This window comes from Mesorhizobium sp. dw_380 (assembly GCF_018588885.1).
Lineage (GTDB): Bacteria > Pseudomonadota > Alphaproteobacteria > Rhizobiales > Rhizobiaceae > Mesorhizobium.
The window spans coordinates 51,547-67,710 of record NZ_JAFFIW010000013.1; the positions used below are offsets into that span (position 1 = coordinate 51,547).

11 protein-coding genes are annotated in these 16,164 nt (G+C 62.0%); 7 read left to right on the forward strand and 4 right to left on the reverse strand.

The annotated features are described in order from the left end of the window. Positions 1-173 precede the first annotated feature (173 nt). Positions 174-4,310, forward strand: coding sequence for a DNA-directed RNA polymerase subunit beta (gene rpoB, locus JT360_RS15350; RefSeq protein WP_214472508.1), 4,137 nt, complete (start codon positions 174-176; stop codon positions 4,308-4,310). 128 nt (positions 4,311-4,438) lie between these two features. Then, positions 4,439-8,635 carry a DNA-directed RNA polymerase subunit beta' gene (gene rpoC / locus JT360_RS15355; protein ID WP_214472509.1) on the forward strand — a complete coding sequence of 1,399 codons (4,197 nt, stop codon included), beginning with the start codon at positions 4,439-4,441 and terminating at the stop codon, positions 8,633-8,635. A gap of 61 nt (positions 8,636-8,696) precedes the next feature. On the opposite strand, the gene JT360_RS15360 is transcribed toward rpoC, so the two are convergent. Then, entirely contained in the window at positions 8,697-8,909 is a 213-nt protein-coding gene (locus tag JT360_RS15360; RefSeq protein ID WP_214472510.1) for a helix-turn-helix domain-containing protein, read from the reverse strand. A 13-nt stretch (positions 8,910-8,922) separates the two neighbouring features. Then, entirely contained in the window at positions 8,923-9,489 is a 567-nt protein-coding gene (locus tag JT360_RS15365; RefSeq protein ID WP_214472511.1) for a DUF2975 domain-containing protein, read from the reverse strand. A gap of 75 nt (positions 9,490-9,564) precedes the next feature. Here JT360_RS15365 and JT360_RS15370 point away from each other — a divergent pair, with 75 nt between their 5' ends. Continuing rightward, positions 9,565-9,987 (forward strand): chlorophyllide reductase, encoded by a 423-nt coding sequence (locus JT360_RS15370; RefSeq protein WP_250888832.1) that lies wholly within the window; start codon positions 9,565-9,567, stop codon positions 9,985-9,987. A gap of 54 nt (positions 9,988-10,041) precedes the next feature. Here the strand turns inward: JT360_RS15370 and JT360_RS15375 are convergent, their stop codons facing one another. Together JT360_RS15375 and JT360_RS15380 are read right to left on the reverse strand one after the other, a co-directional pair. Then, positions 10,042-10,968, reverse strand: a complete 927-nt coding sequence (locus JT360_RS15375; RefSeq protein ID WP_214472512.1) for a Gfo/Idh/MocA family protein — start codon at positions 10,966-10,968, stop codon at positions 10,042-10,044. Between the two features lie 166 nt (positions 10,969-11,134). Further along, positions 11,135-11,416, reverse strand: coding sequence for a transcriptional regulator (locus JT360_RS15380; protein ID WP_214472513.1), 282 nt, complete (start codon positions 11,414-11,416; stop codon positions 11,135-11,137). A gap of 472 nt (positions 11,417-11,888) precedes the next feature. Between JT360_RS15380 and rpsL the strand changes: the two genes are divergently transcribed. The 4 genes from rpsL to tuf all read left to right on the forward strand — a co-directional run bounded on the left by rpsL (position 11,889) and on the right by tuf (position 16,157). After that, positions 11,889-12,260 (forward strand): 30S ribosomal protein S12, encoded by a 372-nt coding sequence (rpsL, locus tag JT360_RS15385; protein WP_006333356.1) that lies wholly within the window; start codon positions 11,889-11,891, stop codon positions 12,258-12,260. A gap of 63 nt (positions 12,261-12,323) precedes the next feature. Continuing rightward, on the forward strand, positions 12,324-12,794 hold the full coding sequence (gene rpsG / locus JT360_RS15390; protein WP_008875664.1) for a 30S ribosomal protein S7: 471 nt from the start codon (positions 12,324-12,326) through the stop codon (positions 12,792-12,794). 29 nt (positions 12,795-12,823) lie between these two features. After that, complete coding sequence (gene fusA / locus JT360_RS15395; RefSeq protein WP_214472514.1) at positions 12,824-14,914, forward strand: elongation factor G; 2,091 nt, start codon at positions 12,824-12,826, stop codon at positions 14,912-14,914. 67 nt (positions 14,915-14,981) lie between these two features. After that, positions 14,982-16,157, forward strand: a complete 1,176-nt coding sequence (gene tuf / locus JT360_RS15400; RefSeq protein ID WP_214472503.1) for an elongation factor Tu — start codon at positions 14,982-14,984, stop codon at positions 16,155-16,157. Positions 16,158-16,164 lie beyond the last annotated feature (7 nt).

Here is a 16,164-nt window from a genome sequence, read left to right on the forward strand (position 1 = left end):
GAGAACCTCTTTCCTGAGGGCCGGAACCGGCCTTCAGGAAACGGGTTTTCTCCCGTTTTAGCCGGCCGCCGAATGGCTGCCGGAGAACAGACAGAGAGCCGCCGCCGAGGTGGCTCAGTATGCAAGGCGGGCCGCGGCGAGGCTTGTCCCGAGTTTAGAGCTAAGGAGCGACGATGGCCCAGACCCAGACTTTCAATGGCCGCAGACGCGTACGCAAGTTCTTCGGAAAGATTCCGGAAGTTGCGGAGATGCCGAACCTGATCGAGGTTCAGAAGGCATCCTATGACCAGTTCCTGATGGTGGACGAGCCCAAGGGCGGGCGTCCTGACGAGGGACTGCAGGCTGTTTTCAAGTCGGTCTTCCCGATCTCCGATTTTTCCGGCTCCTCTATGCTGGAGTTCGTGAAGTACGAGTTCGAAGGACCGAAATTCGACGTTGACGAATGCCGTCAGCGCGACCTGACCTATGCCGCGCCGCTGAAGGTGACGCTGCGCCTCATCGTGTTCGATATCGACGAGGATACCGGCGCCAAGTCGATCAAGGACATCAAGGAGCAGGACGTCTACATGGGCGACATGCCGCTCATGACCTTGAACGGCACCTTCATCGTCAACGGCACCGAGCGCGTCATCGTCTCGCAGATGCACCGTTCGCCGGGCGTTTTCTTCGACCACGACAAGGGCAAGTCGCACTCGTCGGGCAAGCTTCTGTTTGCCGCGCGCGTCATTCCCTATCGCGGCTCGTGGCTCGACATCGAGTTCGATTCCAAGGACGTCGTGCACGCCCGCATCGACCGCCGCCGCAAGATTCCGGTGACGTCGCTGCTGATGGCGCTCGGCATGGACGGCGAAGAGATCCTGTCGACCTTCTACAACAAGATCACCTACAAGCGCGCCGGCGACCACTGGCGCATCCCGTTCAACGTCGAGCGTTTCCGCGGCCTCAAGGCCGTCGGCGACCTGGTCGACGCCGACACGGGTGAGATCGTTGTCGAAGCCGGCAAGAAGATCACCGCCCGTCAGGCGCGCCAGCTCGGCGAAAAGGGCCTGAAGGCGATCAAGGCGACCGACGAGGATCTGCTCGGCAATTACCTCGCCGAGGACATCGTCAACTACGCCACCGGCGAGATCTTCCTCGAAGCTGGCGACGAGATCGACGAAAAGACGCTGAAAGTGTTGCTCGGCACCGGCGAGCAGGAGATCAAGGTACTCGACATCGATCACGTCAATGTCGGCGCCTATATCCGCAATACGCTCAACGTTGACAAGAACGAGAGCCGCCAGGACGCACTGTTCGACATCTATCGTGTCATGCGCCCGGGCGAGCCGCCGACGCTCGAGACCGCCGAAGCCATGTTCAACTCGCTGTTCTTCGACAGCGAGCGCTATGACCTGTCGGCAGTCGGCCGCGTCAAGATGAACATGCGCCTCGAACTCAAGGCCGAGGACACCGTGCGCGTGCTGCGCAAGGAAGACATCCTGGCCGTGGTCAAGACGCTGGTCGAGCTGCGCGACGGCAAGGGCGAGATCGACGACATCGACAATCTCGGCAACCGCCGCGTGCGTTCGGTCGGCGAATTGATGGAGAACCAGTACCGCGTCGGCCTGCTGCGCATGGAGCGCGCGATCAAGGAGCGTATGTCCTCGATCGAGATCGACACGGTGATGCCGCAGGACCTGATCAACGCCAAGCCGGCGGCCGCCGCCGTGCGCGAGTTCTTCGGTTCCTCGCAGCTGTCGCAGTTCATGGACCAGACCAATCCGCTGTCGGAGATCACCCACAAGCGCCGCCTGTCGGCGCTTGGACCGGGCGGTCTGACCCGCGAGCGTGCCGGCTTCGAGGTGCGCGACGTGCACCCGACGCACTACGGCCGCATCTGCCCGATCGAGACGCCGGAAGGCCCGAATATCGGTCTGATCAACTCGCTGGCCACTTTCGCGCGCGTCAACAAGTACGGTTTCATCGAGAGCCCGTACCGCAAGATCGTCGACGGCAAGCTGACCAATGACGTCGTCTATCTCTCGGCGATGGAAGAAGCCAAGCACCATGTCGCGCAGGCCAACGCCGAGCTCGACAAGAATGGCGGCTTCGTCGACGAGTTCGTCATTTGCCGCAGTGCCGGCGAAGTGATGATGGCGCCGCGCGAAAACGTCGACCTGATGGACGTCTCGCCCAAGCAGATGGTGTCGGTGGCCGCGGCCCTGATCCCGTTCCTGGAGAACGACGACGCCAACCGCGCTCTGATGGGCTCGAACATGCAGCGTCAGGCCGTGCCGCTGGTGCGCGCCGAGGCTCCGTTCGTCGGCACCGGCATGGAGCCGATCGTCGCCCGTGACTCGGGCGCCGCCATCGGCGCCCGCCGCGGCGGCATCGTCGACCAGGTGGACGCGACGCGTATCGTTATCCGCGCCACCGAGGATCTCGATCCGGGCAAGTCCGGCGTCGACATCTACCGGCTGATGAAGTTCCAGCGTTCGAACCAGAACACCTGCATCAACCAGCGTCCGCTGGTGCGCATGGGTGACCGGGTCAACAAGGGCGACATCATCGCCGATGGTCCCTCGACGGAGCTCGGCGATCTGGCGCTCGGCCGCAACGTGCTGGTCGCGTTCATGCCGTGGAACGGCTACAACTACGAGGACTCGATCCTCCTGTCCGAGCGCATCGTCGCCGACGACGTCTTCACCTCGATCCATATCGAGGAGTTCGAGGTCATGGCGCGCGATACCAAGCTTGGTCCGGAAGAAATCACGCGCGACATTCCGAACGTTTCGGAAGAAGCGCTGAAGAACCTCGACGAAGCTGGCATCGTCTATATCGGTGCGGAAGTTCAGCCGGGCGATATCCTGGTCGGCAAGATCACGCCGAAGGGCGAAAGTCCGATGACGCCGGAAGAGAAGCTTCTGCGCGCCATCTTCGGCGAAAAGGCTTCCGATGTGCGCGACACGTCGATGCGCATGCCTCCGGGCACTTTCGGCACCGTCGTCGAGGTGCGCGTGTTCAATCGCCACGGTGTGGAGAAGGACGAGCGCGCCATGGCAATCGAGCGCGAGGAGATCGAACGCCTCGCCAAGGACCGTGACGACGAGCAGGCCATCCTGGACCGCAACGTCTACGCGCGTCTTTCGGACGTGCTCGTCGGCAAGGAAGCGATCGCCGGACCGAAGGGCTTCAAGAAGGGCTCGAAGCTGTCCAAGGACACGCTCGACGAGTATCCGCGTTCGCAGTGGTGGCAGTTTGCAGTGGAGAACGAAAAGCTCCAGAGCGAACTGGAAGCCCTGCGTGGCCAGTATGACGATTCCAAGAAGGCGCTCGAGCAGCGTTTCATGGACAAGGTCGAGAAGGTCCAGCGCGGCGACGAAATGCCTCCGGGCGTCATGAAGATGGTCAAGGTCTTCGTAGCGGTGAAGCGCAAGATGCAGCCTGGCGACAAGATGGCCGGCCGTCACGGCAACAAGGGTGTCGTGTCGCGTATCGTTCCGGTCGAGGATATGCCTTTCCTCGAGGACGGCACACATGCCGATATCGTGCTCAACCCGCTGGGTGTGCCGAGCCGCATGAATGTCGGCCAGATCCTGGAAACGCATCTGGGCTGGGCTTGCGCCGGCATGGGTCGCAAGATCGGCGAGCTGATCGACGCCTACAAGACGGGCGGCGACATCAAGCCGCTGCGCAAGACGTTGGAAAGCTTCATGCCCTCCAACGACCGCAACGAGCCGGTCCGCGAGTATGACGACGAGAGCATCGTGCGCCTCAGCGAGCAGATGCGCCGCGGCGTCTCGATCGCGACCCCGGTGTTCGACGGCGCGCACGAGGCTGACATCAACATCATGCTGGAGCAGGCGGGCCTGCACACCAGCGGTCAGTCGCAGCTCTACGACGGACGCACCGGCGAGCCGTTCGATCGCAAGGTGACAATGGGCTATATCTACATGCTCAAGCTTCACCACCTAGTGGACGACAAGATCCACGCGCGTTCGATCGGCCCGTACTCGCTCGTTACCCAGCAGCCGCTGGGCGGCAAGGCGCAGTTCGGTGGCCAGCGCTTCGGCGAAATGGAGGTCTGGGCGCTGGAAGCCTACGGCGCCGCCTACACGCTGCAGGAAATGCTGACGGTGAAGTCGGACGACGTCGCCGGCCGTACCAAGGTCTACGAGGCGATCGTCAGAGGCGACGACACCTTCGAGGCCGGCATTCCGGAGAGCTTCAACGTGCTCGTCAAGGAAATGCGGTCGCTTGGCCTCAATGTCGAGCTGGAGAACACCAAGCTCGACGAAGCCCCGGTTCGACTGCCCGACGCAGCCGAGTAAGGCTACGGCGCGCCGCACAAGTTGCGGCGCGCCAAACGAATTCGACGGCCAGTGGCCGATAAAGACGGCGGGCATTCGGCCCGCGTTAGATGCAAGGGGTTTTCGAGGACCCCGAAAAGGAGAACGGCATGAACCAAGAGGTCATGAATCTCTTCAATCCCCAGGCGCCGGCGCAGGTGTTCGATTCCATCCGGATATCGCTCGCCAGCCCTGAGAAGATTCTGTCCTGGTCGTTCGGCGAGATCAAGAAGCCGGAGACCATCAACTACCGCACCTTCAAGCCGGAGCGTGACGGTCTGTTCTGCGCGCGCATTTTTGGCCCGATCAAGGACTATGAATGCCTGTGCGGCAAGTACAAGCGCATGAAGTACAAGGGCGTCATCTGCGAGAAGTGCGGCGTCGAGGTCACGCTGTCGCGCGTCCGTCGCGAGCGCATGGGCCATATCGAGCTCGCCGCCCCGGTCGCCCATATCTGGTTCCTGAAGTCGCTGCCCTCGCGCATCGGCACGCTGCTCGACATGACCCTGAAGGACATCGAGCGCGTCCTCTACTTCGAGAACTACATCGTCACCGAGCCTGGCCTCACCGCGCTGAAGGAGCACCAGCTGCTCAGCGAGGAAGAGTACATGATCGCCGTCGACGAATATGGCGAGGATTCCTTCACCGCCATGATCGGCGCCGAGGCCATTCATGACCTTTTGGCCGGCATGGACCTGGAAAAGATCGCCGGCGACCTGCGTTCGGAACTGGCTTCGACCACGTCAGAGCTGAAGCAGAAGAAGTATCTGAAGCGGCTCAAGGTCGTCGAGAACTTCATGGAATCCGGCAACCGTCCGGAATGGATGATCATGAAGGTGGTTCCGGTGATCCCGCCGGACCTGCGCCCGCTCGTCCCGCTGGACGGCGGCCGTTTCGCCACGTCCGATCTGAACGACCTCTATCGCCGCGTCATCAACCGCAACAACCGTCTGAAGCGGCTGATCGAGCTGCGCGCCCCCGGCATCATCGTGCGCAATGAAAAGCGCATGCTGCAGGAAGCCGTCGATGCGCTGTTCGACAATGGCCGTCGCGGCCGCGTCATCACCGGCGCCAACAAGCGTCCGCTGAAGTCGCTGTCCGATATGCTCAAGGGCAAGCAGGGCCGGTTCCGTCAGAACTTGCTCGGCAAGCGCGTCGACTATTCCGGCCGCTCGGTCATCGTGACCGGTCCGGAGCTCAAGCTTCACCAGTGCGGCCTGCCGAAGAAGATGGCGCTCGAGCTGTTCAAGCCCTTCATCTACGCCCGTCTCGACGCCAAGGGTTACTCCTCGACCGTCAAGCAGGCGAAGAAGCTGGTCGAGAAGGAGCGTCCGGAAGTCTGGGATATCCTCGACGAGGTCATCCGCGAACATCCGGTGCTGTTGAATCGCGCGCCGACGCTCCACCGCCTCGGCATCCAGGCGTTCGAGCCGATCCTGATCGAAGGCAAGGCGATCCAGCTGCATCCGCTGGTCTGCACGGCCTTCAACGCCGACTTCGATGGCGACCAGATGGCCGTCCACGTGCCGCTGTCCCTGGAAGCGCAGCTTGAAGCCCGCGTGCTGATGATGTCGACCAACAACATCCTGCACCCGGCTTCCGGCGCGCCGATCATCGTGCCGTCGCAGGACATGGTTCTCGGTCTCTACTATCTCTCGATCGTCAACCAGAACGAGCCGGGCGAGGGCATGGTGTTTGCCGACATGGGCGAACTCCAGCATGCGCTCGAGACCAAGGCGGTGACCCTGCACGCCAAGATCAAGGGTCGCTTCCGCACGGTCGACGCCGAAGGCAAGGTCGTGTCGAAGATCCATGACACCACGCCTGGCCGCATGATCATCGGCGAGCTTCTGCCGAAGAACGTCAACGTGCCTTACGAGACCGCCAACCAGGAGATGACGAAGAAGAACATCTCCAAGATGATCGACACCGTCTACCGCCATTGCGGTCAGAAGGAGACGGTCATTTTCTGCGACCGCATCATGGCGCTCGGTTTCGCCCATGCCTGCCGTGCCGGCATTTCGTTCGGCAAGGACGACATGCTGATCCCGGACACCAAGATCAAGCTGGTGTCCGACACCGAGGCTTTGGCCAAGGAATACGAGCAGCAGTACAATGACGGCCTGATCACGCAGGGCGAGAAGTACAACAAGGTCGTCGACGCCTGGGCCAAGTGCTCGGAAAAGGTCGCCGACGAGATGATGGCCCGCATCAAGGCGGTCGAGTTCGAGGACAATGGCCGTCAGAAGCCGATGAACTCGATCTACATGATGTCGCACTCCGGTGCGCGTGGCTCGCCCACCCAGATGCGCCAGCTCGCCGGCATGCGCGGCCTGATGGCCAAGCCCTCGGGTGAAATCATCGAGACGCCGATCATCTCGAACTTCAAGGAAGGCCTGACCGTGCTCGAGTACTTCAACTCGACCCACGGCGCCCGCAAGGGTCTGGCCGACACCGCCTTGAAGACGGCGAACTCGGGCTACCTCACCCGTCGTCTGGTCGACGTGGCGCAGGACTGCATCGTCAACTCCGTGGATTGCGGCACCGACAAGGGCCTCACCATGCAGCCGATCGTCGATGCCGGTCAGGTCGTCGCTTCGGTCGGCCAGCGCGTGCTGGGCCGTACCTCGCTCGACGACATCACCCATCCGGTGTCGGGCGATGTTCTGGTCAAGGCCGGAACGCTGATGGACGAGCGTGATGTGGAGCTGATCGAAAAGGCCGGCGTCCAGTCGGTCCGCATCCGTTCGGCACTGACCTGCGAGGTCAGGGTTGGCGTGTGCGCGGTCTGCTACGGACGCGATCTGGCCCGCGGCACCCCGGTCAACCAGGGTGAAGCCGTCGGCGTCATCGCGGCGCAGTCGATCGGCGAGCCGGGCACCCAGCTCACCATGCGTACCTTCCACATGGGCGGTACGGCGCAGGTGGTGGACTCTTCGTTCCTTGAAGCCTCTTATGAGGGCAAGGTCGAGATCCGCAACCGCAACGTGGTGCGCAACTCCGACGGCCAGCAGATGGTCATGGGCCGCAACATGGCGGTGCTGATCCTCGACGAAGCCGGCAAGGAACGCGCCACGCACCGTGTCACCTATGGTTCGCGCATCTTCGTGGACGATGGCGACAAGGTGAAGCGCGGTCAGCGCATCGCCGAGTGGGATCCCTACACCCGCCCGGTCCTCACCGAAATCGAGGGCAAGGTGTCGTACGAGGATCTGGTCGACGGCATTTCCGTGCAGGAAACGGCCGACGAATCGACCGGCATCACCAAGCGTGAGGTCATCGACTGGCGTTCGACGCCACGCGGCAACGACCTCAAGCCGGCGATTGCCATCCAGGACGCCAAGGGCAAGGTCGGCAAGCTGTCGAAGGGCGGCGATGCCCGCTTCCTGCTCTCGGTCGAGGCCATTCTCTCGGTCGAGCCGGGTGCGCAGGTCCGTCCCGGCGACGTGCTGGCGCGTATCCCGATGGAAAGCGCCAAGACCAAGGACATCACCGGCGGTCTGCCGCGTGTTGCCGAACTGTTCGAGGCACGTCGTCCGAAGGATCACGCCATCATCGCCGAGATCGATGGTACGATCCGCTTCGGCCGCGACTACAAGAACAAGCGCCGCATCATCATCGAGCCGCACGACTCGACGCTTGAGCCGGTCGAGTACCTGATCCCGAAGGGCAAGCCGTTCCATCTTCAGGACGGCGACGTCATCGAGAAGGGCGACTACATCCTCGACGGCAATCCGGCGCCGCATGACATCCTGGCGATCAAGGGCGTGGAGGCACTTGCGTCCTACCTCGTCAACGAGATCCAGGAAGTCTACCGCCTGCAGGGCGTGTCGATCAACGACAAGCACATCGAGGTGATCGTTCGCCAGATGCTGCAGAAGGTCGAGATCACCACGCAGGGCGACTCGACCTACATTCCGGGCGACCACGTCGACGTGATCGAACTGGAAGAGGTCAACGAGCGCCTGATCGAGGACGGCAAGAAGCCGGCCGAAGGTCAGCCGGTGCTCTTGGGCATCACCAAGGCATCGCTGCAGACGCCGTCCTTCATCTCGGCCGCCTCCTTCCAGGAGACGACCAGGGTGCTGACGGAAGCCGCGGTTGCCGGCAAGACCGACATGCTGCAGGGCTTGAAGGAAAACGTCATCGTCGGCCGGCTGATCCCGGCCGGTACCGGCGGCACGATGAGCCAGATCCGGCGCATCGCCACCTCGCGCGACGAACTGATCATCGATGAGCGCCGCAAGGCCTCCGGTGTGGAAGTCGCCGAGCCGATGCTGGCCGATCTGACAAACGCCGCGCAGTAAGCGCGGCGGCAAGAGATCTCAGGCAACAAGGCCGTCGGGGCAACCCGGCGGCCTTTTTTCTTTATTCGGGCAGCGCCTCGAAGCGGAGCAGGTCACCCGGCTGACAGTGAAGATATTCGCAGATGCGTTCCAGCGTGTCGAACCGGATGCCTTTGACCTTTCCCTGTTTCAGAAGGGAAAGGTTGGCTTCGGTGATGCCGACATGTTCGGCGAGGTCCTTCGACTTCACGTTTCGTTCGGCGAGGACGACATTGAGCCTAACCCTTATGGGCATGAGCTGATCCTTATCAGATGAACTGCGCGTTTTCGTCGGCGAGCACGGATGCTTCCGATATGACCCAGGTAATCACCGCGATGATACCGGCGCTCAGCAAGGTCAGCAGCGTGTCGCTGTCGATACCAAGCGCCAGCCGGTGTTGGCCGGCAGGTGCGTCCAAACTCAACAGAACGGACAACACTGCCCCTGAAACTGGTTTCAGCAAGGCGGACGCCAACAGCCCGAGGCCGAAATACCGCAGACTCCTGACGGCGTTCTGGCCGAAGAAGTCTCCGGTCGCGAAGGCCTGGAAGGAACGTCGGGCTGCCATCAGCGCGAAAACGAGACAGGTGAGCGGCACGAACGAGATCGCGAACCCCGCCAGTCTTCGACCGAGGCCGAATTCATTCAGCCACGCCTGAGGGATGTCTGCATCTGCGGCGATCGAGGCACCAGAGGCGGTGAGCCAGTAGAACAGCAGACCGAGGCTCAGCAGTATTGCCAACGCAACGAAGCATCTTGCCAGCACAAGGCTGAGAAGGCGGATGCGTCTCAATCTCATCTGACGATCTGGGTCCGTGATAGCGGGGTCAATCATCACTGTCTCGCTTTCAGAAAGAAATTATCGTTTTACAATAATAAATTTATGCATAATAATGATTGATGTCAACATTTGATTCAACAGGAGCTACCAATGCCTTCCGTTAAACGCGAGATTGCCGTTGCCGCCATCGGGTTCATGGTGGCGCTCGTGACGCCCTTTTCGGCCCATGCTCTGCCGTCGACAGCGACAGGTCGGATATCGGTGGGGCAGGTGATGGAGATGATCGAAAAAGCCAACTCCAGTCCAATCGCCAGGCAAACGCTCGTCGCCTATGTCGCTGGGGTTGGTGAAGCCGCCGGCGCGATTGTCGATACGATCGGCAACGCTTCACGCACAGTGTCCTGCCGGAGATCTTTCAGTCTGGACACGGGCTCGGTGCGCGCCGCCCTTGAAGCAGGCGCACCCCGTCAGGACAACTGGTCGCAAACGCCGGCGACCCCGCTGATCATTGCCGACATGATCAAGCGCGCAGGTTGCCGAGCCAGGGATTGATTGTTGCAGCCAGCTATCGTTGCGTGATCATCGGATCACGCAACGATAGGAGAATCAGTCGAAAAACGCGTCGACCACATTGCGCTTGCCGAGCATGAAGGCGTCGGCGACATGCTGCAGCGGCGCGAGGTCGACGTCGGAGGTTCCGGCGCGCACGATCTCGGCGAAGCGCTTATAAAGCATCGGGTATTCGGCTTCCGGTTCCTCATGGACGACCTGGCCGTCGATGGCGAGCTTCGAGCCGCCGCCTGAAAGTACCATCTTTCCCGCGTCGGTGTCGGCAAGGATGTCCCAGCTTTGCGGGCCGGTTTGCAGCCAGTCGAGCTCCATCGTCACTGGCAATCCGTTCGAGGTGCGGAAGGCGACTTGCGCCGCGACCGGGGCGGCGCGGTTTTCGGGAAAGTCGAGCACGGCCGAGGTGATGAACATCGCCGGCAGGATGTGGGTCGCGATCGACAGCGCGTTGATGCCGGGATCGAAGACCCCGAAGCCGCCTGGCGCCCAGATCCAGTCCTGGTTCGGATGCCAGCGGCGCACGTCTTCTTTCCAGACGATCGCCGCCAAGCGGATCCGGGTCGATGCGAGGAACCCGCGTGCGGCCTCCACCGCCGGCGCATACCGCGAGTGCCAACTGGCGAACAGCGAGACGCCTTGTCTTGCCGCGAGCGCCTTTAGATCCTCGACCTCGCTGACGGTGGCGCCAGGGGGCTTCTCCAGGAAAACATGCTTCTTTGCCTCGAGCGCGGTGCGCGCGGCGTCGTAACGGAACTGCGGCGGCATGCAGAGCGATACGGCCTCAAGCTCGGGCACCGCGTCGAGCATAGCTTCGATGGTGGGAAAATTCGGAATACCTTCGACCTTGCCGTGGCGGCTGGCGGCGGCGACGAGGCGATAGTCCTGGTCTTTCGCCAGGGCCGGAAGGTGCTGGTCGCGGACGATCTTGCCGACGCCGACGATGCCTATCTTTATGGGCTGGGACACGGTCGCTCCGTCCGTTGGGTGGTGATCAGCGCTTCTTATCAGAACACTTGCCCCGAACAAGCCAGAGCTGGACGGTCAGCCAGCTTTGCCGAAACTGCAGCGTCCAACTTTTTCTTCCGCCGGAAGGGGGCTGGCGCCGATTCGAAAGGCGAGGGGTGCCTGATTCTCAGATCGGCTCGTCGAAAGTGACGATCGACACTTCGCCTTCGAGCGCACCCTGGTAGGCCGACAGGTGCGGCTCGTCGTCGGGCACGCCGTCCATGTCGCCGATCTGGTCGAGTTCGGCCTCGGCGTAACCTTCCGCCGCAAGCGATTCGAGTGCGCGGCGCACTGCCGAATCGTCGTCAGGGGCGACAAGCATGACATGCACGCCTTCCACTTTGCCGCCCTTCCGCTTCCACACCCGGCCGGTGATGATGGTGACTGGACGTTCGTCATTGTCGTTCACGAGCTGATTCCTCTTGGTGAAGGGATGACGAGGGGGCTTCGGCCGCTCATGGCGCCTTTTCGCATGAAGCGAGGGCGCGCAAAAGCCGAAAGCCGGTCACTTTCTTCCTCGGCCTTGCAAATTGGCGAAAGAAAATTACATGCGGATTTCGCATGGCTGCCAAGCCCGGCTTCGATGCAATATTTGCCACTGCGGGGTTGACGGTTCGCGGGCTTACGAGTAGAAGCCGCCCAGTCAGAACCGATGTGAGGCTCTCCTTTCCGAAGCGACACGCTTTGGAGTTTGCCTCAAACAGGGTTCGTTTTACGAGCGAAAAGACATTTCCGGCGTGCACGAAGCGGTTTCCGCTTCCTCTGCCATTTGTTCGGGCAAGACCGCGAGGCGCGGTTTGTGGCCCGAATTTGCGTATGGAAATGACGCTTTGAGCGGCCCTGACCGGGCGAGACACGGAATTGAGAGACAAGAGGGTTTAATGCCTACCGTCAACCAGCTGATCCGCAAGCCGCGCATAGCGCCGGTGAAGCGCAACAAGGTCCCGGCCATGCAGCAGAACCCGCAGAAGCGGGGCGTCTGCACGCGCGTCTACACGACGACGCCGAAGAAGCCGAACTCGGCGCTGCGCAAGGTGGCCAAGATCCGCCTGACCAATGGTTTTGAGGTGATCGGTTACATCCCCGGCGAAGGTCACAACCTTCAGGAGCACTCCGTGGTCATGATCCGCGGCGGCCGCGTCAAGGACCTTCCGGGCGTCCGCTACCACATCATCCGCGGCGTGCTCGACACGCAGGGTGTGAAGAACCGCAAGCAGCGCCGTTCGAAATACGGTGCGAAGCGTCCGAAGTAAGGTTTTCCGGCTTTGGCGCTTTTTTGACTGCGCCGGGCTATGAGAGATTGAGAGACAAAAGCCATGTCCCGTCGTCACAGTGCAGAAAAGCGTGAGATCAATCCGGACCCGAAGTTCGGCGATCTGATCGTTACCAAGTTCATGAACGCCGTCATGTATGACGGCAAGAAGTCGGTCGCCGAGACCATCGTCTATGGCGCGCTCGACCAGGTCCAGTCGAAGACCAAGCAGGAGCCGGTCACCGTCTTCCATCAGGCGCTCGACAATGTCGCGCCGCATGTGGAAGTGCGTTCGCGTCGCGTCGGCGGCGCCACCTACCAGGTTCCGGTCGACGTGCGCCCCGAGCGCCGCCAGGCATTGGCCATCCGTTGGCTGATCGCTGCCGCTCGCAACCGCAACGAGACCACCATGGTGGACCGCCTTTCCGGCGAGCTGATGGACGCGGCCAACAACCGCGGCACGGCCGTCAAGAAGCGTGAAGACACCCACAAGATGGCTGAAGCCAACCGCGCTTTCGCACACTACCGCTGGTAAAGCGCGAACAGGACTGAGAGGCAGCTACGATGGCCCGCGAATACAAAATCGAAGACTACCGCAATTTCGGTATCATGGCGCATATCGACGCCGGCAAGACGACGACCACCGAGCGCGTCCTCTATTACACGGGCAAGTCGCACAAGATCGGCGAAGTCCACGACGGCGCTGCCACCATGGACTGGATGGAGCAGGAGCAGGAACGCGGCATCACCATCACGTCCGCCGCCACCACGACCTTCTGGAAGGGCCGTGACGGCAAGATGCACCGCTTCAACATCATCGACACTCCCGGACACGTCGACTTCACCATCGAAGTCGAGCGTTCGCTGCGCGTGCTCGACGGCGCCATTGCGCTGCTCGATGCCAACGCCGGTGTCGAGCCGCAGACGGAAACCGTCTGGCGCCAGGCCGACAAGTACCGTGTGCCGCGCATGATCTTCTGCAACAAGATGGACAAGATCGGCGCCGACTTCTACCGCTCGGTCGAGATGATCGGCTCGCGCCTTGGTGCGCAGGCCGTCGTCATGCAGCTGCCGATCGGCGCCGAGACCGAATTCAAGGGCGTCGTCGACCTCGTCGAGATGAACGCGCTTGTCTGGCGCGACGAGACGCTGGGCGCTGCCTGGGACGTCGTCGAGATTCCGGCCGACCTTCAGGCGCGTGCCGAAGAGTACCGCGAGAAGATGATCGAAGCCGCCGTCGAAATGGACGAGACGGCGCTCGAGAACTACCTCGAAGGCAAGATGCCGTCGAACGACGAGATCCGTTCGCTGATCCGCAAGGGCACGATCGCGGTCAAGTTCTACCCGATGTTCTGCGGCTCGGCCTTCAAGAACAAGGGCGTGCAGCCGCTGCTCGACGCCGTTGTCGAATACCTGCCGTCGCCGGCCGACGTTCCGGCCATCAAGGGTGTCGATGCCAAGACCGACGCCGAGATCGAGCGTCACGCAGACGACAACGAGCCGCTGTCGATGCTCGCCTTCAAGATCATGAACGATCCGTTCGTCGGTTCGCTGACCTTTGCCCGCATCTATTCGGGCAAGCTCACCAAGGGCGTCTCGGTCGACAACACCGTCAAGGGCAAGAAGGAGCGCATCGGCCGCATGCTGCAGATGCATGCGAATTCGCGCGCCGACGTCGAGGAAGCTTTTGCCGGCGACATCGTCGCCCTGGCTGGCCTCAAGGACACGACCACCGGCGACACGCTGTGCGATCCGCTGCACCCGGTCATCCTGGAGCGCATGGAATTCCCCGATCCGGTCATCCAGATCGCCATCGAGCCGAAGACCAAGAACGACCAGGAAAAGATGGGCCTCGCCCTTCACCGCCTGGCTGCCGAGGATCCGTCCTTCCGCGTCAAGACCGACGAGGAAAGCGGCCAGACCATCATCTCCGGCATGGGCGAACTGCATCTCGACATCATCGTCGACCGTATGCGCCGCGAGTTCAAGGTGGAAGCCAATGTCGGCGCGCCGCAGGTGGCTTATCGCGAGACGATCACCCGCAAGCACGAGCAGGACTATACGCACAAGAAGCAGACCGGCGGTACCGGCCAGTTCGCCCGCGTCAAGGTCGTGTTCGAGCCGAATTCGGAGAGCGAAGACTTCGTGTTCGAGTCCAAGATCGTCGGCGGCGCGGTGCCGAAGGAATACATTCCCGGCGTCGAAAAGGGTATCCAGAGCGTCATGGGCGCTGGCCCGTTCGCTGGCTTCCCGATGATCGGCGTCAGGGCGACGCTGATCGACGGTGCCTACCACGACGTCGACTCCTCGGTGCTGGCCTTCGAAATCGCGTCCCGCGCCTGCTTCCGTGAAGCAGCCCCCAAGCTTGGCGTGCAGCTGCTCGAGCCGATCATGAAGGTCGAGGTGGTGACGCCGGAAGACTATGTCGGCAGCGTCATCGGCGATCTGAACGGCCGTCGTGGCCAGATCCAGGGTCAGGAAGCGCGTGGCGTGGCCGTCGTCATCAACGCGATGGTGCCGCTCGCCAATATGTTCAAGTACGTCGACAACCTGCGCTCGATGAGCCAGGGCCGCGCGGCCTACACGATGCAGTTCGATCACTACGAGCCGGTCCCGACCGCGGTCGCTCAGGAAGTCCAGAAAAAGTACGCGTAACTCGAAAGAGCTGCCGCGGTAACGCAATTCAAAGCCCGCATGGGCGAGCAGGAAATGGAGACATCACATGGCAAAAGGTAAATTCGAGCGCACTAAGCCTCATGTGAACATCGGCACGATTGGTCACGTTGACCATGGCAAGACGTCGCTGACGGCGGCGATCACGAAGTATTTTGGCGAATACAAGCGCTATGACCAGATCGACGCGGCACCTGAAGAGAAGGCGCGCGGCATCACGATCTCGACGGCGCACGTCGAATACGAGACGGCCAACCGCCACTACGCCCATGTCGACTGCCCCGGCCACGCCGACTATGTGAAGAACATGATCACCGGTGCCGCGCAGATGGACGGCGCGATCCTGGTCGTGTCGGCCGCCGACGGTCCGATGCCGCAGACCCGCGAGCACATCCTGCTGGCCCGTCAGGTCGGTGTGCCGTCGATCGTGGTGTTCTTGAACAAGGTCGACCAGGTCGACGACGCCGAGCTGCTCGAACTGGTCGAGCTCGAGGTTCGCGAGCTTCTGACCAAGAACGAGTTCCCCGGCGACGACATTCCGATCGTCAAGGGTTCGGCGCTGGCTGCTTTGGAAGATTCGAACAAGACGATCGGCGAGGACGCGATCCGCGAGCTGATGGCTCAGGTCGACGCCTACATCCCGACGCCGGTTCGCCCCCTCGACAAGCCGTTCCTGATGCCGATCGAAGACGTGTTCTCGATCTCGGGCCGTGGCACGGTCGTCACCGGCCGCGTCGAGCGCGGCGTGGTCAAGGTCGGCGAGGAGCTGGAAATCATCGGCATCCGTCCGACGACCAAGACGACCTGCACGGGTGTGGAAATGTTCCGCAAGCTGCTCGACCAGGGCCAGGCCGGCGACAACATCGGCGCGCTGCTGCGCGGCGTTGACCGTGAAGGTGTCGAGCGCGGCCAGGTTCTGGCCAAGCCCGGCACGGTGAAGCCGCACAAGAAGTTCGTGGCCGAAGCCTACATCCTGACCAAGGACGAAGGTGGCCGTCACACGCCGTTCTTCACCAACTACCGTCCGCAGTTCTACTTCCGTACCACCGACGTGACCGGCATCGTGTCGCTGCCGGAAGGCACCGAGATGGTGATGCCCGGCGACAACATCACGGTCGATGTCGAGCTGATCGTGCCGATCGCCATGGAAGAGAAGCTGCGCTTCGCCATCCGTGAAGGCGGCCGCACCGTCGGTGCCGGCATCGTCGTCACCATCAAAGAATAATTTTGGA